The sequence below is a fragment of the Mesorhizobium sp. genome (assembly GCF_004962245.1).
GTDB lineage: Bacteria > Pseudomonadota > Alphaproteobacteria > Rhizobiales > Rhizobiaceae > Mesorhizobium.
Genome location: NZ_SUHQ01000006.1, coordinates 1 through 20784, shown reverse-complemented (window position 1 = coordinate 20784; position 20784 = coordinate 1). Strand labels below are relative to the sequence as shown.

21 protein-coding genes are annotated in these 20784 nt (G+C 61.5%); 19 read left to right on the top strand and 2 right to left on the bottom strand.

From position 1 onward, the window contains the following. Positions 1-30: 30 nt before the first annotated feature. Complete coding sequence (locus tag E5X88_RS08210) at positions 31-741, bottom strand: L,D-transpeptidase (RefSeq protein ID WP_292160147.1); 711 nt, start codon at positions 739-741, stop codon at positions 31-33. 192 nt (positions 742-933) lie between these two features. Here E5X88_RS08210 and E5X88_RS08205 point away from each other — a divergent pair, with 192 nt between their 5' ends. The 19 genes from E5X88_RS08205 (at position 934) to E5X88_RS08115 (ending at position 20011) form a co-directional block, all read left to right on the top strand. Next, positions 934-1599 carry a type III secretion protein gene (locus E5X88_RS08205; protein ID WP_292160145.1) on the top strand — a complete coding sequence of 222 codons (666 nt, stop codon included), beginning with the start codon at positions 934-936 and terminating at the stop codon, positions 1597-1599. Between the two features lie 16 nt (positions 1600-1615). Beyond that, complete coding sequence (locus E5X88_RS08200; protein WP_292160143.1) at positions 1616-2281, top strand: hypothetical protein; 666 nt, start codon at positions 1616-1618, stop codon at positions 2279-2281. Positions 2282-2357: 76 nt separating this feature from the next. Next, positions 2358-3125 (top strand): type III secretion system inner membrane ring lipoprotein SctJ, encoded by a 768-nt coding sequence (gene sctJ / locus E5X88_RS08195; protein ID WP_292160141.1) that lies wholly within the window; start codon positions 2358-2360, stop codon positions 3123-3125. Then, positions 3122-3748, top strand: coding sequence for a SctK family type III secretion system sorting platform protein (locus tag E5X88_RS08190; protein ID WP_292160139.1), 627 nt, complete (start codon positions 3122-3124; stop codon positions 3746-3748). Before sctJ ends, E5X88_RS08190 begins: the two co-directional genes overlap by 4 nt. Continuing rightward, the gene (gene sctL, locus E5X88_RS08185) at positions 3748-4362 is read left to right on the top strand and encodes a type III secretion system stator protein SctL (protein WP_292160137.1); all 615 of its coding nucleotides are present in this window, start codon (positions 3748-3750) and stop codon (positions 4360-4362) included. Before E5X88_RS08190 ends, sctL begins: the two co-directional genes overlap by 1 nt. Then, positions 4359-5720 carry a FliI/YscN family ATPase gene (locus E5X88_RS08180; RefSeq protein ID WP_292160135.1) on the top strand — a complete coding sequence of 454 codons (1362 nt, stop codon included), beginning with the start codon at positions 4359-4361 and terminating at the stop codon, positions 5718-5720. The genes sctL and E5X88_RS08180 overlap by 4 nt, the downstream gene beginning before the upstream one ends. Further along, positions 5707-6198 (top strand): YscO family type III secretion system apparatus protein, encoded by a 492-nt coding sequence (locus tag E5X88_RS08175; protein ID WP_292160133.1) that lies wholly within the window; start codon positions 5707-5709, stop codon positions 6196-6198. The genes E5X88_RS08180 and E5X88_RS08175 overlap by 14 nt, the downstream gene beginning before the upstream one ends. A 64-nt stretch (positions 6199-6262) precedes the next feature. Further along, positions 6263-7288: a type III secretion system cytoplasmic ring protein SctQ gene (sctQ, locus tag E5X88_RS08170; protein ID WP_292160131.1), complete on the top strand. Its 1026-nt coding sequence runs from the start codon at positions 6263-6265 to the stop codon at positions 7286-7288. Continuing rightward, complete coding sequence (gene sctR / locus E5X88_RS08165; RefSeq protein WP_145714106.1) at positions 7281-7934, top strand: type III secretion system export apparatus subunit SctR; 654 nt, start codon at positions 7281-7283, stop codon at positions 7932-7934. The genes sctQ and sctR overlap by 8 nt, the downstream gene beginning before the upstream one ends. Before the next feature lie 32 nt (positions 7935-7966). Further along, positions 7967-8236 carry a flagellar biosynthetic protein FliQ gene (locus E5X88_RS08160; protein ID WP_145714102.1) on the top strand — a complete coding sequence of 90 codons (270 nt, stop codon included), beginning with the start codon at positions 7967-7969 and terminating at the stop codon, positions 8234-8236. A 2-nt stretch (positions 8237-8238) separates the two neighbouring features. Beyond that, the gene (gene sctT, locus E5X88_RS08155) at positions 8239-9048 is read left to right on the top strand and encodes a type III secretion system export apparatus subunit SctT (RefSeq protein WP_292160121.1); all 810 of its coding nucleotides are present in this window, start codon (positions 8239-8241) and stop codon (positions 9046-9048) included. 216 nt (positions 9049-9264) lie between these two features. After that, entirely contained in the window at positions 9265-10077 is an 813-nt protein-coding gene (locus tag E5X88_RS08150; RefSeq protein WP_292160118.1) for a DUF1445 domain-containing protein, read from the top strand. Between the two features lie 183 nt (positions 10078-10260). Then, positions 10261-11622: an extracellular solute-binding protein gene (locus tag E5X88_RS08145; protein ID WP_292160115.1), complete on the top strand. Its 1362-nt coding sequence runs from the start codon at positions 10261-10263 to the stop codon at positions 11620-11622. Further along, positions 11610-13544, top strand: coding sequence for an ATP-binding protein (locus E5X88_RS08140; RefSeq protein ID WP_292160112.1), 1935 nt, complete (start codon positions 11610-11612; stop codon positions 13542-13544). Before E5X88_RS08145 ends, E5X88_RS08140 begins: the two co-directional genes overlap by 13 nt. After that, complete coding sequence (locus tag E5X88_RS08135) at positions 13541-14893, top strand: sigma-54 dependent transcriptional regulator (protein WP_292160109.1); 1353 nt, start codon at positions 13541-13543, stop codon at positions 14891-14893. The genes E5X88_RS08140 and E5X88_RS08135 overlap by 4 nt, the downstream gene beginning before the upstream one ends. Positions 14894-15067: 174 nt before the next feature. Beyond that, a complete protein-coding gene (locus tag E5X88_RS08130) occupies positions 15068-16387 on the top strand; it encodes an extracellular solute-binding protein (protein ID WP_292160106.1) in 1320 nt (439 codons plus the stop codon). Between the two features lie 175 nt (positions 16388-16562). Further along, a complete protein-coding gene (locus E5X88_RS08125; protein ID WP_292160103.1) occupies positions 16563-18272 on the top strand; it encodes an iron ABC transporter permease in 1710 nt (569 codons plus the stop codon). A 16-nt stretch (positions 18273-18288) separates the two neighbouring features. Continuing rightward, positions 18289-19386 carry an ABC transporter ATP-binding protein gene (locus E5X88_RS08120; protein ID WP_292160100.1) on the top strand — a complete coding sequence of 366 codons (1098 nt, stop codon included), beginning with the start codon at positions 18289-18291 and terminating at the stop codon, positions 19384-19386. Positions 19387-19405: 19 nt separating this feature from the next. Then, positions 19406-20011, top strand: a complete 606-nt coding sequence (locus E5X88_RS08115; RefSeq protein WP_292160098.1) for a histidine phosphatase family protein — start codon at positions 19406-19408, stop codon at positions 20009-20011. Between the two features lie 477 nt (positions 20012-20488). Here E5X88_RS08115 and E5X88_RS08110 read toward each other — a convergent pair. After that, the coding region (locus E5X88_RS08110) for a helix-turn-helix domain-containing protein (protein ID WP_292160096.1) at positions 20489-20784 on the bottom strand (296 nt) is incomplete at its 5' end.

Below are 20784 nucleotides of genomic sequence, written 5' to 3'. Positions count from 1 at the left end.
CCTGCAGCGGCAGGCGCGCGAAATGGATCATCAATGCCGGACGATCACCTGGGCTCCGACATCGACGCGTTCGAAGAGGTCGATCACATCCTCATTGGTCATGCGAATGCAACCGGAAGAATTGGCCTGGCCCACAGTCCACGGTTGATTGGTCCCATGGATACGATAGAGGGTGCTGCCGATATAGAGCGCGCGGGCGCCAAGCGGGTTGTTGGGGCCGCCCTCGACATAACGTGGCAGTTCGCGCCCGTTGGCAGCTTCCCTTGCCACCATTTCAGCCGGCGGCCTCCAATCTGGCCATTGACGTTTGCTCGATATCCTGTCGCGGCCCGACCAACTCAACCCCTCCTTGCCAACACCAACCGCATATCTCAACGCTTTCCCATTCCCCATGAGGTAATAAAGGCGGCGTTCGGAGGTGTTGATGACGATCGAACCCTTTGGCTCGGCTTCGCTGGACGCAACGACCTCGCGCGGGATCGGCGCGCGGTCAGGATTGTCAACGTAGCCGGAGTCCGGCTCGGAGTACGACGGCGAAATCAGCATGTTCTGCGCCTCGTCGTAGCTCCATGTCCTGGGATCGTATCCGCTTTGTGCTCGCGCGCCTGCAGGCGCGCAGAAAAGCAAGGCAAGACCTGCAAACAGGCCTATCCAGCCAAGCAACACACAACCGTTGGTGGTTGGGCGTGTCGCGGCAATGGATCCGGTTGTCAGCGGTTCGACAAGAAGGGCGCCCGACACGTGGATTTCTCCTGCTTTGCCTAACTGACATGCGCGCGAGGCATGGCGCGGGACACCATACCCGTTTGGAACGCAAGCGCAACATTTGGCACCGAAAGTCTCCTGACATTCCAAATGGACTTCCTTTTTCAATAGTGGCGCACTACAATGAATAAACGGGTAAACCAGCAACGCTGCCCGCAAGTTTTAGCGATGTTGCACTTTGTCAGGGCACCGATGGTGACGGAACGCGAGACCTGCAGGCCGGATCATCGCCACTGGGCCGTGCGGGGGCTGGCGGCGGCGGTGCTCGTGGCCGGCCAGATGCTGGGCGCCGCTGGTGCGGACGCTGCCGAACCGCACTGGCCGGACGGCACCTACAAATACATCACCATCAACCAGGCGGTCGCTGACGCACTGGTGGAATTCGGGCGCAACATCGGCACTCCGGTGCATGTCAGTCGTTCGGTCAAGGGGCGTCTCAGCGCCGGCATGCCGGTGGGCTCCGCACGGGAGTTCCTGGATTCGGTTTGCAAGCGCTACGGGTTGGTCTGGCACTTCGACGGTTCGGCGATCAACGTCGTGGCGGAAGCCGAAATGCAGACCGAGGTGATCAAGCTGGACGCCAATGCGGCGGCCGGAGCGACCGAACGGTTGGACGCACTGGGCATCAGCGAAGCGCGGTTTCCGATCAAGGTATCCGAAAAGGACGATGTGATCTCCGTGTCGGGCCCGCCATCCTACGTGTCGCTGGTCAGAAAGACTCTCGGGGTTTCCGCGTCACGCGCAGCTCAAAACACTGGTCTCATTCCAGTGCGCGTCTTTCGCGGCAGGCAGGCGGAAGCACAAAACTTTCCGGCCAAACAGCCGGATAATTGAAGGGAAAGGCAAGCTCATGCAGATCGCACCCGTCGGCGCCCTTGAGGTTGTACTCGCCAACATGGCCACCAGCGTGGCCTCGCAACAGCAGGCTGCTGTCGCCGCTACGGCGCAACCGGGCAATCGCATGGTGGGCGCCATGCAGGAAAAACAGGCGGCGTCGAAGCTCAAGGCGCCGGATCGCAGTGCGGACGTATTGCCTGCCGGTGCGCAAGTCGCACAGTCGCAATCAAACAGTGCCTCGGTCAAAACCGCGCAATCCTTGAAAGCCGAGCCGGCCTTGAAGACCGAGCCGGCGAGCCCGCCCGTCGAGCAACAACTCTTCCGTTATCTCACCGAGCTGGAAAGTTCGGGGTTGGCGACGGGAAATGTCGATCCCTCGGCGCTGGCCAGGAAGGGGTTCGATTCGCTCGGCGCCGCGATGGAGCAGTTCCAAAAGGCTTTCGATGCCGCCGGCCGGCCAGCGTCTCCAGGCCCCGAAGCGGGGCCGCCGGCCGGCCCCGAAGAAGGATCTGCCCCTCACAAACCCATCGATGGCGGAGCAGGCAACGGCGATCAAATCGTCGAAAAAATGCTGCAGAACTATATCTCGGTTTCATGGGCGGTGTTTGGTGCGTCGCTGGCCAGCAACAGCGTGACTGCCGCGACTGCGTCCCTCAACACCCTCATCAAACAGCAATAGCGGGGGGATTTTGCAGAACCCAAGGCTCCTTGCGAAATGGCTGCCGACCTTGAAGCGGTGCAGCGTACTATGCCGCTTGGCATTCGTTGTGCTGGGCATCCTGCTTCTGCAGGCCTGCTCGGTCGAACTCTACACCGGCCTCGACCAGCGTCAGGCAAACGAGATCGTTGCTACGCTGATGCGCCACGGCATCCCAGCGCAACGCCAATCGGACAAAAGCGGCACGATGACGGTCTCGGTACAGAAGGGCCGCTTTGCCGACGCGATGGCTATTCTCGACGAAAGCGGGCTCCCCAAACAGGAGTTCGCCACGCTTGGCGAGGTGTTCAAGAGAGACGGCCTCGTATCATCGCCGGTCGAGGAGCGGGCGGCGATGATTTATGGTCTCAGCCAGGAATTGTCGCGTACGATCTCGGACATCGATGGCGTGCTTTCCGCGCGCGTTCATCTGGTGCTGCCGGAGAACGATCCGCTAAGGCAGCGGTTGGTGCCGTCCTCGGCTTCAGTTTTCATTCGGCATCGCGTGTCGACACCGATGAACGACCTGATACCGCAAGTGAAGATGCTTGTGGCCAACGGCATTTCCGGGCTCACCTACGACAATGTCTCGGTGGTGCTCGTTCCGGTCGAGGCGGCGGCACTCAGCCCGGCATCCGGCGACGCTGGTTTCGCGACATTTCTCGGGCTTTGGTTGCATCCCGACAGCCTCGTCGCGGCGATGTGGCTGTTCTACGGATTGTGTGCCGCAGTGATCGCGCTTGCCGGCAGGCTCGTCTACCTCCATTGGAACCGGCCGCGCGGCGTCTATGCACTCGAAACACCGCTGTCCGTGAAGAAAACATGAGCGGATCGATCTCGACTGCGCCGCGCAACAGTATCGAGTGGCGATCATTTCTGGAATGGCCGGCCGACTATGCCGAGCCGCGACGGTTGGCGGAATGCTTCGAGGGTACAATCGGTGAGGATGCTTGCGAGCGCATGCTGCGCACGCAACGGCTAGGCCCCAGACTTTCGGCGCTGCTGCTGGATCATTACCGGCTTGACGCTTCCATGCCGGAGGTCGAGGAGCTTGACGCGACGATAGCGCTGTCATCTGCCGAGCAACTCGAACAGACCGCGCTTCGCGCCGGCGCCATTTATTGGTCGGACAGCTTCGCCGGCAGCATCCTTGGGCACACGACGGCGGCGTTGCACGAACAACTCGGCGAAGCGCTTTGCACTTTCGCGATGAAACACCGCGATCTGGCGGGACCAGCACAGCCGCTCGATCCGTTGGACGGCATTCGCGATCGCGTTTTTGCGGACGGATGGCGATGCATTGGAGCGTGGTGCCACGCCGCGCCGGCATCGATGGGACGCCGCGTGCTTCTAAAGCTGCCACCCGACGATCTGGTTGACAGGCTTCCAGACGCGCCCTTCGCGGATACCGGAACGGCGATCGTCCGGCGGGCAGCCGGTACGGCGTGATGGCAAGCGAAGCCGCAGCGAACCAGGATTTGCCCGTGCGGCCGCGCGGCGTCATTCTGCGTGCGGCCGAAGCCGCAGCGTGGAGTGACGGCTATGCCTTTCTCGAAGCAGCGCGGCGCGAGGCGAATGAGTTGCGCGACGCCGCGCGCAAGGTCTACGCCAGCGAGTATGCCCAGGGCTACGAAGACGGCATGGCCGCAGGCAGCAGCGAAGCTGCGCGCTTGGTCAGTGAGACCGCCGTCAAGGTGGACCGCTACCTCGGAACGTTGGAGCGGGAAGTGATCGACCTGGCTCTCGATGTGGTGCAGCGCATGCTCGGCGAATTCGACGTCACCACGCTCGTCGCCAAAGCGGCTCGTCAAGCCGTCGCGGAGGTCCGTCGGGCGAAATATCTGAAAATATCCGTGCATCCCAATGCGTTGGCCGCCGTGAGGGACGAACTGGACGCCGTCCTGCGCGACAGCGATGTCGGCTTTACGATCGAAATCAACGCGGACAGCAAACTTGCCGAAGGCACCTGCCTCGTCACCACCGATGTAGCTGTCGTCGATGCCAGCATCGATGCCCAACTCGCCGCCATCACGTCAGCAGTGGCTGGAAAGGAGCGGGCATGACGGGCACTTTCGCCGGCAGTATCGACAGCAAGCTTGCCAGGATTGTTCCCAATCTTCGCGAGGGACTGCGCGAGGACACCAGCAGACCTCGAAAAGGGCGTGTGCGGCGCGTAACAGGTGTCGTCATCCACGCGACAGTCGAGGAGGTTCGGCTCGGCGAAATCTGCGAACTCGTCGATCCCAGGACAGGATTGAGGACGAAGGCCGAGGTCGTCGGCCTGCTCGACGAATCCGCCGTCCTGGTTCCGCTCGGGGATCTTGTCGGCCTGTCCAGTCTGACTGAAGTGATTCCGACCGGAAAAAATCTGCAAGTCCCGGTGGGGCCGGGTTTGCTCGGTCGGGTCATCAGCGCGCTTGGAGAGCCGCTCGATGGCCGCGCCCTGTCGCTTGACGGTATTGTTTCCCACTATCCGGTCGATGCCTACCCGCCATCACCGTTGGAGCGCGCGATGATCACCGAGCCGATCCAACTCGGCATTCGTGCGCTCGATGGTTTGCTGACCTGTGCGCGTGGGCAGCGCGTCGGCATCTTCGGCGAACCCGGGGTAGGCAAGTCGATCCTGCTTTCCGATATCGTGAGCGGTACGAATGCCGACGTCGCCGTGGTCGCGCTGGTTGGCGAACGCGGACGCGAGGTGCGCGAATTCGTCGAACGCCATCTTGGGCCTGAGGGCCTGTCGCGCGCCGTTGTTGTCGTGGCGACCTCGGACCGGCCGGCAATCGAGCGTGTGAAAGCGGCGTACGTCGCTACCACGATCGCCGAATACTTCCGGGATCAGGGCAAGCACGTCCTTTTGGCCATGGACAACATCACCCGATTTGCGCGCGCGCAGCGCGAGATAGGCCTGGCTTCGGGCGAGCCGCCGACGCGCCGCGGTTTTCCGCCCTCTCTGTTTGCGGCACTGCCACGGCTGCTCGAACGTTCCGGCCTCGGCAAGGTCGGTTCCATCACCGGCCTCTACAGCGTGCTCATGGAGGGCGACGGCGCCATGGACCCTGTTGCGGAGGAAATCCAGGCGCTCCTCGACGGCCATGTGTTCCTGTCCAACGAACTTGCTCAACGCAATCACTTTCCGGCGATTGACATACCGCGCAGCCGCAGCCGCCTCATGGATAGCGTGGTGTCGCCCCGCCAGCGAGCGCAGGCCGGGCGCCTTCGCGAGCTGATCGCTCGCTACGCCGACATCGAGCTGTTGCTGCGGATCGGCGAATACGAAAAAGGCAGCGATCCGGTCGCCGACGAGGCGGTGGCCAAGATCGACAGGATCAATGCCTTCCTGCGGCAATCGTCGGCCACCCATGAGCCGATGGAAAAGACGCAACAATGGATGCGGGAGATCGTCGATGAAAGAGCATGAGATGATTTCCCGGCTGCGGGATCTGCGTCAGCGGCGCGAGCAACGTTCGCAGAAAATGGTTATTCGAAGTCAGGCCGAAGCCAGACGGGCTGCAAGCCACGTGCAACAAACGGCTGACGCGATTGCGGCGCATCGCCGGCGCGCCGTTGCCGATGAGCAGGCCGCATTCGACGCAATGATCGGCCAACCGGTGACCATGCCGAGCCTTCACCGGTTACAGGGAAAGTTCGAAAAGGCGGCCGCAGAAGCAATGCAGCTTGAGGACAGCCGCAGGGTAGCAGGCGCGGCGGAGGAAAAGTGCAGCGCGGACCTTGCGGAGGTGCGGCGCCGTCACCATTCGCATTTCAAGGCGGTCACCAAACTGGACAGGTTGCTGGAGCAATTAACCCGTCGGGCAGTGGGCCGGCAGACGGCAATCACCGAACTGGGCGAAGAAGACGACCGTGGCGGGATGCCGACCTCGGGCGACCGGTCGTGAGTCGCTGATGCTTCAGTCCATGCCGCCAAAAAAGAGAGCGACTTCCAAGGTATCGGCAACCCGGATGGCTCGCGCGGAGCCGCTTGAGCTGGCACAGGTCCCGGCGATCTATCTCGATGCGTTGAACGCCTTCTATTGCCGCCGTCCGCCGGTCGAGGTGGCCGTGGGTGGCGAATCCATGACGATCGAGGCTGTCTGGCCACTGGTTGTCGGACAGGAACCAAGCAGCAAGATTGCATTCGAGATCGCAGGTTCCAAGGCATCATTGGAGCTGCCGCGGGCGCTGCTCGACAAATGGCTGGTGCGGGCCGACCCTGCCGTAGACCTCGAGCGCATTGCACCAGGGCACGCAGCGCTGCTTCTGGAATCCTTCCTCGCCAGCGAATTGTCCTGGCTGGAGGCAAGGCTCGGGGAAGCGATCACGCTGAATGCGGTGAATGGCACAAACAAGACGGCATCGCCGCCGTTCGCGTTGGTCGTCAACAGCGGCGAAGGGGCGTCTTCCTGCGCTCTCCGCTTCGAGAATGCCGGCCATGCCGCTGCTCTTGCCGAGCTTATCGAGGCCGTTTCGGGCGAAGGCGCATCGCTACCGGAGGAGGTTCCGGTACCCGTCGGTCTTTGGCGTGGGGCGGTCGAGGTCAGCATCGGTGAATTGCACAGCCTTCGGCCGGGCGACGTCGTGCTTCTGGATGGCATCGGATCGACGGCGCTGCTGATGATCGCAGAGCGCCTGGTCGCACCTGTCGAGCTGATCGATGTCGGTCCCCGATTGATGGCTTCGCCCTGTCAACTCAACGGATCAAGATGGGAGTGGATCATGAACCAGAAGACGGCCCCGGATGCCGTGCAAACACTCGATGATGCCGCGTTGGACGACCTGCCGGTGTCGCTGGTTTTCGAACTTGGCCGTACCGTGCTGCCGATCGGTGAGATCCGGCAGCTGGGGGCCGGCACGATCGTGCCGCTCCCCGGGCACGAGCGCGAGACGGTGGACGTCATTGCCAATGGCAAACGTGTTGGACGCGGAGAAATCGTGCGGATCGGCGAAAGTCTCGGCGTGCGTCTCCTCGGCATGTTCGGCAATGCTTGAAAGCTCGCCCAACCTGCTTGGCATTCTGGTCGCGGTGGGCCTTGTCGGCCTGCTGCCGCTCGTCGTGGTCACGATGACGGGTTTCCTCAAGATCTCCGTCGTGCTGTTCCTGATCCGCAACGCCCTTGGCGTTCAGCAAATGCCGCCGAACATGGTGCTCTACGGCATTGCGCTGGTTCTCACCGTCTACGTGACCATGCCGCTGATCAGCGAGATGTCGCGACGCTTCGAAGAGGGACAGATCCAGCTCCAGACGGCCGATGACATCGCGAATGCGGCACAATTGATGCGGGAGCCCCTGAAACAGCACCTGATACGCTTCACTCAGCCGGAGGAGCGGCAGTTCTTCCTCGCAGGCACCAACCGGCTGTGGCCAGAACATGCGCGCGAAAACCTTCGCGATGACGATCTTTCCATTCTCGTACCCGCCTTCGTTGCATCCGAACTTACCCGCGCCTTCGAGATCGGTTTTCTGCTCTACCTGCCGTTCCTCATCGTCGATATGGTTGTCGCAAATATCCTCATGACGCTCGGAATGATCATGGTATCGCCGGTGCTCATTTCCGTTCCTTTGAAGCTGTTCCTCTTCGTCGCGATCGATGGCTGGTCCCGGCTCATGCACGGGCTGATACTGAGCTATGGGTGACGCGGCCGGTTTATTCACGGGGGCCACGCGCCATGGCCGATGACATTCTGCTGGCCAAGGTCCAAGGTACTTTGCTGACCATCCTGTTCGCCTCGGCGCCGGCAATCGTCGCGGCGCTGGTGATCGGCCTTGTGGTCGGCCTTGCCCAGGCGCTTACCCAGATCCAGGATCAGTCGTTGCCCCAAACGATCAAGCTGGTGGTGATCATGGTCGTCATCCTGCTGTTCGGACCGCTGCTCGGCCAGCAGATCGCCGAGCAGGCCTCCACGGCGCTGGACGAATTCCCAGTCATTACACGCTGAAGATGGATCCAATCGTCGCGGTACTGCAGGAATTCCAAGCCTATATTCTTGCTGCCGCTTTCGCGCTAGCCCGGATGGCCGGTCTGATGCTGTTGATGCCGCTGTTCTCGCGTGTGCGGCTGACGGGCGTGCTGCGCAATGGCGTGGCGCTGGCGCTGGCACTTCCGTTGATCCCAATGATCGCCGATGTGCTCGCACGCTCGGACCTGACCTTGACGCTGCTCCTCGCCTTCATGCTGAAGGAAGTCATTGTCGGCGCTACGCTCGGCATCGCGATGGGAATTCCCTTCTGGGCCGCCGAAGCCGCAGGCGAAATACTCGACCTTCAGCGCGGCTCCACAATGGGCTCGCTGATCGACCCGATGATGACCCACGAAACCAGCACCACAGGCACCTTTCTGGCGATCATCATGGTGGCGCTCTATCTCGCCGCCGGCGGACTGGAACTGACTTTGAACAGTTTCTATGACAGCTACAACCTGTGGCCCATCGACCGCCTGTTGCCGGTTTTCAGCCAGGAGGCCGCAACGGTCTTCCTCGGGTTGCTCAATCAGGTGCTGACAATGGCGCTCACGATGGTGTTTCCGCTCATCGTCTGCATGCTGCTTTCCGATCTGGTCCTGGCCTTCCTCGCGCGCGCCTCACCACATCTCAACATTTTCGCGCTGTCGCTTATCGTGAAGACGCTGGTTTTCAGCCTCGTCCTGGTGCTCTACGCTGCCTTCCTGATTGCCTATATGAGCCGCGATCTCGGTTTTCTCAATGATGTCACGCAGAAGATCGAGGCTATTGGATGCCGCGACTGCGTGTGATCTTGATCCATTCGGCTGGCGTTGTTTGTGCCAAAACCAGCAACATAGGACTTATATTAGCGGTATGCGGTAATAAGCTGGATTTATCGACCAGAGAAAATTCTGACGATTTGACAGTCCGCTGGCCGCCGTCGATCCTGCACCACCAATGCGTCCATGACAGGACAAGAATGCGTCCATGACAGGGAGACGCTTGTGGAATCGATCGCTCGCCTGTTGCCGCCGATCTACGAGGACCTGCGCCTTGTCGACGTTGCCCGGTTGCGCCGGATCATCAGGCTGGGGGCCTATGAAGGCCATACCGGAGGTCTGGCTGTCGGCAGATTGCAGGCAAGCCTGGTCGTCGTGCCGCGCAGCTTCGCTTCTGACTTCCACCGGTTCTGCGTCAGCAACCCGAAGGCGTGCCCGCTGGTGGCCGTGGGGCGCGCCGGCAGCCCGTTCATGCCGACGCTCGGCGACGTCGATGTTCGAACCGACATTCCTCAGTACGAGGTCTATCGGTTTGGCGAGCTGATCCGCCAGCAGCCGGATATCCTGGACATCTGGCGGGAAGATTTTGCCGCCTTCGCGCTCGGTTCGTCATCGACATTCGAACATGCCCTGATCGAGCGGGGCGTCGCGCCCAGGAATTTTGTCGTGCACAGGACGGCACCGATGTTCCGCAGTTCGATCAGGACGACGCGGGTCGGGGTGTTTGGAGGCAATATGGTGGTTTCGATGCGCCCGGTTCGCTTGAGTCAGGTCGATATAGTGCGCGCGGTTACCGCGCGTTTTCCGCATGCACACGGAGCGCCAATTCATGTCGGTGATCCCAGGGTGATCGGCATCGAGGATATCGGGGACCCGGATTGGGGCGACCCTGTCGAAGTCCGGGAAGGCGAAGTACCCGTGTTCTGGGCCAGTAGCGCCACCGCTCAAAGCGCGGTGGCCGGCGCCAGGCTCGAAGTCGCGATCGGACAGACCCCGGGGCACATGCTGATCACCGATGTCACGGCGCGGGAGAATATTGGCGCATTCAAGATTTATTAGGTCACCGCAGCTCCGATGCTCTCAGGGCGAGGCTGCATTTCGCACTATTGCCGGCTTTTGCTTTCCGTTTGCAGCTAGTTTGAGACAAGAACGAAAGATCTCCGCACCCACGATCACCAGGAATTGTTCCACTGCGTGCGGAACAGATGGATAAGGATTGTGCGCGGATCAAAGTCGGTTTGCATGAGGGTACGGGGCAGCTGGCCGGTGCAACTGCGCGCGCTGGCGATACTGTCCCTGTGGTGCGGTGCCGCAATGGCGATGGAAGCCGACAATCTGACCGTCGTCACATCCTACCCGCCGTCATTCTTCGAGCCGTTTCAGAAGGCGTTTTCGGCCAGGGAGCCGGACATCCAACTAACCGTCGTCCAGCGCAACACAGCAAGCGCGGTGCGGTTCATCCGGGAAAAGCCGGATGTTCCGGTGGACATATTCTGGGCGTCCGCTGCCGATGCGTTCGAGGTGTTGAAGCAGCAAGGCCAGTTGCGTCGAACCGCGCCGCGGCCGACGGGCGCGCCGGATACGGTTTCCGGCTACCCCGTGAATGACCCGGACGGTTTCTATCTGGGGTTTGCTCTTTCCGGCTACGGCTTTGTCTATAATCCCGCCTATCTTGCGGAGAACCGGCTGCCGGTTCCTAGAACCTGGTCGGACCTGACCTCGCCGATCTATTCCGGCCATATCGGCATCAGCGCGCCTTCCCGCTCCGGCACCACCCACCTCATCGTCGAAGCGATCCTTCAGACATATGGCTGGGATGCCGGCTGGGCGTTGCTGTCAAAGCTCGGTGGCAATCTTTCGACCGTAACGGCACGTAGTTTCGGTGTCGCCTCCGGTGTCGCGCAGCGCCGTTTTGGCGTCGGCATCACGATCGATTTCCTGGGTTCTGCGCCGAATTTCCCCCCCGACAGCACGAAATTCGTGCTGCCGCCCGATACAGTATTCGTGCCGGCCAGCATTGCCATCCTGGCGCGCAGCCGCAACGTGGCCGCCGCCGAGCGTTTCGTGGATTTTGCCCTGTCGGAAGAGGGCCAGGAGCTTTTGCTGAGGCCGGAAATCAATCGTATCCCTGTGCTTCCCCAGGTCGCTGCGAAAGCAGATCGGAACGGCATTGCTCTCCATGCCGGCGTCGGGCTGCTGCGTGGAATGCGCTTCGACGCCAATCTTTCCGCCCGCCGCTACCAGTTGGTCAATTTGGTGTTCGACGAATACATCGTGCGAAAACGCGCTGCCCTCGCAAGGCTGTGGAGGCAGGCTGCCGAACTGGCGGCGATCAACGATCCGGGCAGCGAACTTGCAGGAGCGCTGGCCGAGGCGGTGCAGTATCTCGGCCGGCCGCCCGTCCCGCGCGAACAGGCGACCGGCGACAACGAACTTGCAGACCTGAGCGACGTTCCGACCGGCCTGCCTCTGCCTCCGAAACAGGCGGCGTTCATGGACGCAGTCCGCACGTCGATTGAGCATAATCTCGCCGAAGCCGAGAGGATCATGTCCCAAGCCTCCAGCAAGTATACGCTGCCCGGTTTCAAACCATGGAGGCGGTGATTCCGGCAGGGGCGAAACAATGGGCAGCCGAGCCGGAGGGAAAATGGCGTTTTGGCATTGGCGCGCGGCTCGTCACGGCCTTCGTGGTGATCGTCGGCTTGGCTGTCGGTGCGTGCCTTGTCGGATGGCTGTCCTATGTCCGGCTGGCAGGGGAATTGTCGCAGATTGCCCAAGCGCATATGCCCCAGCTCGCCTTTGCTACACGCCTTTCCAAGGCGGGAGCCGACATCAACGCGGTCATGGCGAGCCTTGCCGGCGCGCAGACACGTGGCGCCTACACCGAAATACGGCAATCCTATTCCGAACGCCTGGAAGCGCTGCAAATTCTGCTGGATGGGGCTGGCAGCAACAGCGTCGGCAACGATCTTCTGCTGCCGCTCGCCGACGCGGTTCACCGCAATCTGGAACAGATCGATCTGGCTGCCGGCAAGCGTTTTACCCTGGTTGAAGAAATGCGCTCCGCTGTCGACGAACTCCGGTGGGTTCAGGCCGACCTGCTGGAGGAGGCCGATCCGCTGGTCGAAGATGTCCGTTTCAACATGGAGACAGAGGCTGACCATACCGGTTTCAACAGTGGGGTCTTGCTCGAGGAGCAGAGGAAGAGTGAGGCTCTGCTGACGGTTGTATCGCAGGCGAACCTGGCTACGGGATTGATCGGCCGTCTGGTAAACATCGGCACGCTTGAAGACCTGCAGGAGACAAATGCTTTCCTGGGAGACAGTGCTGATGATCTTGCGATCCGCATTCGCAGCCTCTCCGACTGGCCGGACAGCATCACGGTCCGGCAGTTGGCGGAACGCGTTCTCAAGCAGTCGGATGTCCACACCGGGATTCCAAACCTCAAGCGCTCGGAGATGGCTGAAGCCAGCAGGCTGGAGACGCTGGCTGCGGAAAACCGGAGGCTGGTGCAGGACCTCGGCGCCCGCATCGAGGCTGAAGTCGTTGCCACCGAGGCAAGTGCTGCTGAAGCTTCCGCTCGTGCTGAGACGGCGATTGCCACCGGCCGCAAACTGCTTGTGGCGATCGGAATACTGGCGGTCACGCTGGCTATCGTGATCGGATATTTCTATGTGCACCGAAACCTTCTGGCGCGAATCCGCTTGCTTGCCGGCGTCGCCGGCAATATCAGCGCCGGCCGTTCCGGCACGGCGATTCCGTCGGGCGGCCGCGACGAGCTTGGCGATCTTGCCCGCGCCCTGAACATATTCCGGCAGACTCGCGACGAACTCATCCAGTCGGCAAAACTGGCAGCACTTGGCCAGATGGCGGCCGGCATCGGCCACGAGCTCAATCAGCCGCTTGCCGCGATCAGATCGCATTCGCACAACGGAATGCTGCTGATCGAGCGTGGGCAGGCAGATCAGGCCTTTCGGAATCTCGACAAGATCAAGTCGTTGGCGACACGCATGGGAGGGCAGATCAGCCATCTCAGGCGTTTTGCCCGCCGGCCGGAGTCGCATCTCGGTCCGGTCGATCTGGGCACTATCGTCAAGGACGCGCTGAGCCTGTTCGACCATCGTTTCGACGAGGAGGGGGTCGAGCTTGATCTGGCCCTGCCGAAGGAATCGAAACTCCACGTGTTGGCCGAGCCGGTGCGGCTCGAACAGGTTGCGGTCAATCTGATCGCCAACGCCCTCGATGCGGTGGCCGGGCGCGAAGTCAGGCGGGTGAGCATCCGGGCGTGGGCGGAGGGTGCGAAAGGATTTCTCTTGGTCGGGGATTCGGGCCGCGGTATCGCACCGGGAGATCTCGACTCCATATTCGACCCTTTCTTCACCACCAAGTCCGCAGGTTCGGGCCTTGGGCTGGGGCTCTCGATTTCCTACAATATTATCAAGGATTTCAACGGAACGATCTCGGTCAAGGACACTGGTCCCACTGGTACGCGGTTTCTCGTTTCGCTGGATGAGGTCCACAGATGAAGATGCATGACGTCATCCTGATCGACGACGATCCAGAGGTGCTGGAGGCCTATTGCCAGACACTTGAGCTGGAAGGGATGACCGTCGCCGCCCATGCCTCCGTGGAGGAGGGGCTTTTCGGCCTTGGTTCCGACAGCGCTTCAATCATCGTTTCAGATGTGCGGATGCCGAACCATGACGGCTTCGATCTGGTCAGCATGACGAAGCAGATCGATGTGGACATACCCGTCATTTTGATCTCCGGTCATGGCGACGTACCGATGGCGCTGCAGGCGATGCGGGCCGGGGCCTGGGATTTGATCGAAAAACCCGCCGATCCGGTCCATCTGGTGGAATCGGTTCGCCGCGCACGCGAGCACCGCCGCGTCGTCCTGGAAAACCGACGACTTCGCCTGGCTTCGCTGCCGGACGGATGGGAGACGCGGGTGATCGGTCATTCACCGACGATGGTTGCCATGCGCAATACGCTGGCACGCATCGCCGGCGCCAAAACGGACGTGCTGATCACCGGGGAGACCGGGACCGGCAAGGAGGTCGCCGCGCGTGCCATTCACGATTTCGGCAGCCATGCGAACGGCCGCTTTGTCGCCGTCAATTGCGGTGCCATTCCAGAAGCCATGCTCGAGTCCGAGCTTTTCGGTCATGAGCCAGGCGCCTTCACCGGCGCCCGCGAACGTCGCATCGGCAAAATCGAGTATGCGCATGGTGGAACGCTGTTCCTGGATGAGATCGAGTCCATGCCGCTCGCCGCGCAGGTGCGGCTGTTAAGAGTGCTCCAGGAGCGCACCATCGAGCGGCTCGGCTCCAACAAGGAACTGCCAGTCGACATGCGCGTCATCTCGGCCACCAAGCACAATCTTCACAAGCTGGCCGCCGAAGGCAAATTCCGTGAAGACCTTGCCTACCGCCTCGACATCGCACGCATTGAAATCCCGCCGCTGCGTGATCGCAGGGGTGACGTCGCATTGCTGTTCCATCATTTTCTCGACCTCGCCGCGAAACGTCAGGGCTGGGTCGCGCCGAAAGTCGACCCGGGCAGGCTGTCGGAGCTCGCCGCCCGTTCCTGGCCCGGCAATGTGCGCGAATTGCGCAATGTTGCGGAGCGTTTCGTGCTCGGACTGGAGGAAGATCTCGCCGACGGCACCGGCGCGCACGTCCCGGCGGATCGAAGCGATACCCTGGAAGCCCAGCTCGACCGCCACGAGCGCCTGGTCATCCTCGACGCACTCTCCGCGCACGACGGCAAAATCGGCGCCACCGCGGATGCCCTGGGCATCTCGCGCAAGACGCTTTATCTGAAAATGCGCAAGTTCGACATCGCCGCGAGAATGGATAGTGCGGCGGAATAAGTGCCCGGGCTGTTACGGTTCTTTCCCAACCGGAGCACCGCCGATGTTACCCTGACGACCCATCGCTTACCGGGAAAACCTGCGTTTGCGGGCTTTTCTAAATTGGCACGGCAGTTGCAGTCCTCTTTCAGCGAGCCGCCCCGTCAAAGGGCGCGGCCCAACGGAGGAGAAAACATGCTCAAGACCATTGCCGTGGCAATGCTGGTTTCGGCTGCCGGATTGATGACCGCCTACGCGCAGGGTGGCGGAAAGGTGACGGTCGTCACCTCGTTTTCCAAGGATGTGACGGATCCTTTGAAGGCTGGCTTCGAGGCTTCCAATCCCCGCTTCACCCTGGATGTGCAGAACAAAAGCACCAGCTCGGGTGTCAAATATCTCGACGAGATCAAAGCCAATAACCAGGTCGATTTGTTCTGGGCGTCGGCGCCCGATGCCTTCGACAGTTTGAAGGGTAAGAACCTGTTGGCGAAATTCACGCCAGCGGTCACCGGATTGCCCGACAAGGTCGGTTCCTACACTGTCAACGACCCGGACGGGTTCTATTTCGGTTTCGCCGCTTCCGGATACGGCATCATGTGGAACGAGCGTTATCTCGAGGCCAACGGCCTGGTGAAACCGGCCGAATGGAGCGATTTGACGAAGCCCGAATATTTCGACCACATCGCGATTGCGGCGCCGTCGCGCTCGGGCACGACGCACCTGACCATCGAGACGATTCTGCAGGGCGAAGGCTGGGACAAGGGCTGGGGCACGCTGAAGGCGATGGGCGGTAATCTGCAACAGGTGACCGAACGCTCCTTTGGCGTTCCAGATGCGGTTAATTCGGGGCAGACCGGCATCGGCGTCGTCATCGACTTCTTCGCTTTTTCCGCCCAAGCCAGCGGCTTCCCGGTCGGCTTCGCCTATCCGTCGGTGACGACGGTGGTCCCGGCCAACGTCGCGATCGTGACCAATGCGCCGAACCGGAAGGGCGCCGAGGCGTTCATCAACTACCTGCTTTCGGAGCCGGGTCAAACGGTGCTTCTGGAACCTTCGATCCGCCGGTTGCCGATCAATCCGGCACTCTATGCCAAGGCGCCGGAGGGCTTCCCGAACCCGTTCAAGGATGCCCGCTTCCAGTCGATGATCGCCTTCGATGCCGACGTCTCGAAGAAGCGCACCGACGTTGTCGATACGCTCTACGATCAACTCATCACCTTTCAGCTCGACAATCTGAAGGCCGCGACGAGGGCCATTCACGACACCGAAATCGCCCTGGCGGCTGGCGAGAATGCCCAGGCGCGGGCTCTGCTCGACGAGGCGCGCGGCATGATTGCTGCAATGCCGATCAGCGCCGATCAGGCAGCGAGCGCCGAGATCGGTGACGCCTTCACCGGCGGCGATCAGAAGACGGCGCGTCAGGCCGAGCTCGAACAGCAGTGGGCAGCCTTTGCGACCGAAAAATACGCTGCTGCCAAGGCCAAGGCGGAAGAAGCGCTGGCGCTCACCCAGTAACAACGCCTGCAATCTGCCTAACGCCACTCGAAGGCTGTCCGGTTTCCGGGCAGTCTCACCGGAGCGGCACAATCGTCATTCACGGCGTCGCCGGGCGATCGCCTTGAACGTCTCACGTCGAGGTCGAACGCGTGACAGCGCGGTCGCCGAGCGGCAGCTTTCATCGGGAGTCAGCATGGCCTACGCCCTTTCCAGCCCCTCGCAGCGCGTATCGTCGAGACCAGGACAAATGGCAGCAGTGCTGCTGATCGCACTCTTCCTGGGAGTGTTCCTCATCGTTCCGGCAGGCACGGTCATCTACACGGCGTTCACGGAAAAAGGCACCGGGACGTTTACCTTCGTCAACTTCTTCGATTTCTTCGGCACCGACCTGTTCGTCCGCTCGTTCTGGAACTCGGTGTACGTATCAGGCATGTCTGTGGTCTGGGCAACGGTTCTCGCGCTGCCGCTTGCCGTGATCACCACGCGTTTCGAATTTCGCGGGGCCATCGTCATACAGACGCTGGGTTTCGTGCCGCTGATCATGCCGCCCTTCGTTGGCGCGGTGGCGATGCAGTTGCTGTTCGGCCGCAACGGAACGGTGAACCTGCTGTTCAACGACTGGTTCGGCTTCAAGCTGCCTTTCATGGACGGCCTGAACGGTGTCATCTTCGTGCAATCGCTGCACTATTTCCCATTCATCCTGATCAATCTGTCGACCAGCCTGCGCAATATAGACCGTGCGATGGAAGAGGCCGCCCAGAATCTTGGCGCGTCCGGATTTCGCCTGTTCAGGCGCATCGTCTTTCCGCTCGCCATGCCTGGCTATCTTGCCGGAGCCTCGCTGGTCTTCGTGAAAGTCTTCGATGACCTCGCCACGCCGCTGCTGCTCAACGTCAAGGACATGCTGGCGCCGCAAGCCTATCTGCGCGTCACCTCGGTCGGCCTCACCGATCCGATGGGATATGTCATCTCGGTCATCCTGATCGCGGTGTCGATCTTTGCCATGTGGGTATCGGCGATCGCCATGCGCGGCAAGGACTATTCGACCGTTCAGCGCGGCGGTGGCGGCCTGTCGCGACGCCAGCTTGGACCTGGAGAAAGCGTCGTTGCCTATGGCGTCGTCCTGCTTATCCTGCTTCTGGTGCTGTCGCCGCATATCGGCCTGCTGCTTCTCTCCTTCGCCACGGTCTGGTCGTTCAGCCCATTGCCGGATGCATTCACCGTGGCGCATTACGGCCGCGTCTTCGGGGAGAGTTCGCTCTACATCAAGAACACGCTGATCTATGCATCGCTCGCTGGCCTGATCGACGTGGTCGTCGGCGGTGCCATCGCGTATCTCGTACTTCGGACCAGGATCGTCGGCCGCCGCTGGCTCGATTGGGCCGCAACCTCGGCGCTCGCCATCCCCGGCGTCGTGCTTGGCATCGGTTATCTCCGTACCTTCTACGGCGTCACGTTGCCCGATGGCACGCCGCTGGCGACGCTCTGGGTCATGGTGGTCGTCGCGCTTGCGATCCGCCGCCTGCCTTATGCGCTACGCGCCTGTTATGCGGCTCTCCAGCAGATTTCGGAATCGCTCGAGGAGGCCGCGGAAAATCTCGGCGCCACTAAATTGCGCACCGTCAGGCGGATCGTGCTGCCGCTGATGATGGGGGGCCTGCTCGCCGGTTTCGTTACCAGCTTCTCCACCGCGGCGGTGGAATTGTCGGCGACGCTGATGTTGATCCAGAGCAATTCAGACGCGCCGATCGCCTACGGGCTCTACGTCTTCATGCAATCGCCTGCCGGCCGCGGCCCAGGTGCCGCGCTCGGTGTCATCGCCGTCGTCATGGTGGCGCTCTGCACCCTGCTGTCCCACTACGTGATCGAACGGCGCCAAAAGGCAAACGGAATGGCCAAGTAAGCCAAGGGAGAAAACAATGGATGCAATGGTCACTGAAACCGGCCTTGCCGGCTCGGCCAAGGAAATCAACATCCGCGATGTCGATCTATTCTACGGCGATCTTCACGTGCTGAAGAACGTCAACCTCAACATCCGGCCAGGTGAATTCTTCGCCTTTCTCGGTCCATCGGGTTGCGGCAAGACCACGCTGCTGAGGCTGATTGCCGGCTTCAACACGGCCCGCAACGGCCAGGTGATGATCGCGGGAAAGGACGTGCTCGGCACGCCTCCGTGGAAACGCGATATCGGCATGGTGTTCCAGTCCTATGCTTTATGGCCGCATCTCACGGTCAGGAAAAATGTCGCGTTCGGCCTTGAGCAACGGCGGCTGCCGCGCGCCGAGATCGACCGCAATGTCAACGCGGCGCTCGACCTCGTCGGGTTGCGGCATCTCGCCGACCGCCGGCCTGCGCAACTTTCCGGCGGCCAGCAGCAACGCGTCGCCGTTGCGCGCACCATTGCTATCGAGCCGAAAGTCCTGCTTCTCGACGAACCTCTTTCCAACCTGGATGCCAAGATGCGGGTCCAGGTACGTCGCGAATTGCGCGATCTCCAGCAGCGGCTTCACCTGACCACGATTTTTGTCACTCACGACCAGGAAGAGGCCAACACAATCTGCGACCGCATAGCGGTGTTCAACGACGGTCAAATACAGCAAGTCGGAACGCCAATGGAACTGTACGAAAAGCCGACCAATCTGTTCGTTGCCAATTTTCTCGGGACAGCCAACATCCTGAATGGAAAAGTCAGTGGCGCCGGCACCGCCAAGACATTCTTGGTGGAGGGTGGTGGCGTCTTGCCGATACCGGAAGGCGCGGGCGTTCCGGAAAATGGCAGACTGGTTTTCCGGCCGCAGTATGCGACGCTCGGCAAAGCAGCCGAAGGCGCGGTCCGCTTGCCTGGGACCATCGTGCATCGAGAGTTTCTCGGGGCCACGGTCCGCTACGGTGTCAAAATCGGTTCATCGGAGGTTCTGGTAGACCAGCCGTTCCATTCCGGCGCGTCGATGCTTGAAACGGGCACTGCGGCCGACGTCGGATTGCAACCGGCATCCGCCCTATGGCTGGCAGCGTGATCGCGTGGAGTATCGACCGGTGCGGCTGATATTGTTGCGTCACGGTGAAACGCTGTGGAACGCCGAGCAGCGTCTTCAGGGGCATGACAACTCCGATCTCTCCGAGCACGGTGTTCGGCAGGCCCTCAACTTCGCCCCATATGCGAGGGCTCTCATGCCGGTGGCAGTGGTGTCCTCGGATCTCGGTCGGGCCCGGCAAACTGCCGCATTGATCGGTTGCGCTACGGCCCCCTCGGACAGGAGGCTGCGTGAAATCGATACGGGCGTATGGACCGGACGCACCAGATCGGAACTGCTCGCCGAGCACCCCGGCGAATATCTCGCGTGGCGGGCAGGAGCCTATACGCCGATCAAGGGCGAGGCCTGGAGCACGTTCAGGGCACGGGTAGCGGCGGGGCTGAGAGACTGGCTGGCATGGACCGCCGGAGACGTGCTCGCAGTGGTTCATGAAGGCGTGGTGCGCGCTGCGTGCCACGAGTTTCTCGATCTGCCACCGGGAAACGCTGTCCCCGTGACCCCGGGAACGGCGACCATCCTCAGTTTCGCTTCCACCGAAGCAACGGCCGCCAAACTCGAAGGCTACAACATCGGCCCGTTCCTGCCGGATTACTTGGCCACGAGCTGAGGGCAGGGGCGCCGCAACGAGCTTTGAACCGCAATTGAGGACTCCGGCAATGGGCGAAAAACTGCGCAAGAAATTTATGGGCGTGGCGCACAGAACTCGACCGCTAGGCATCCTAAGCATGAACAGTTGTACTTCCTATTGGAGGGGTCCTTGCGCTCACTTCGGAGCGACCGGCATAGCAGGTGGTGCCGCTTGGGATCTGGCCAAGAAGGGCGACACAAGAACGACGCTGGCGATCGATGACGACATCCTGGTCGCGACGCCTCACCGACGACTGCGGGCGTCACGCTGCACGACACGGACGTCATCTACGGCGTCTATCGCGAGCGGATGCTCGAGGCGCAGAAGAAGCATCTGCCGGCGTTCCAGGTGACCATGCGGGGCGAATGACAAACCAGACCGGGAGGCTTTGGAAATCTCAAGGCCTCCCGAACCGCTTTGTGCGCTTCTCTCCACCGATGCTGTCGAGGCCGCAGATCATTCGCTCATATTGCGAAGCGCGTCGTGCTTGACGATTTCGATGCTGCGCAGGTTGAGCAGGCGGATGACGCCCTTGTCCTTCAGCCGGGTGAAGACCCGCGATACGGTCTCGATGGTGAGGCCGAGATAGTCGCCGATATCCATGCGCGACATCGGCAGTTCGACCTGCCGCAATCCGCCCTGCCGCTCCGCCATGTCGACCAGGAACGCGGCGATGCGTTCGATGGCGTTCTGGCGGCCGAGCACCAGGAGGTGTTCCTGAGCCCTTGTCAGTCCCTTGAGCGCCAAGGGCA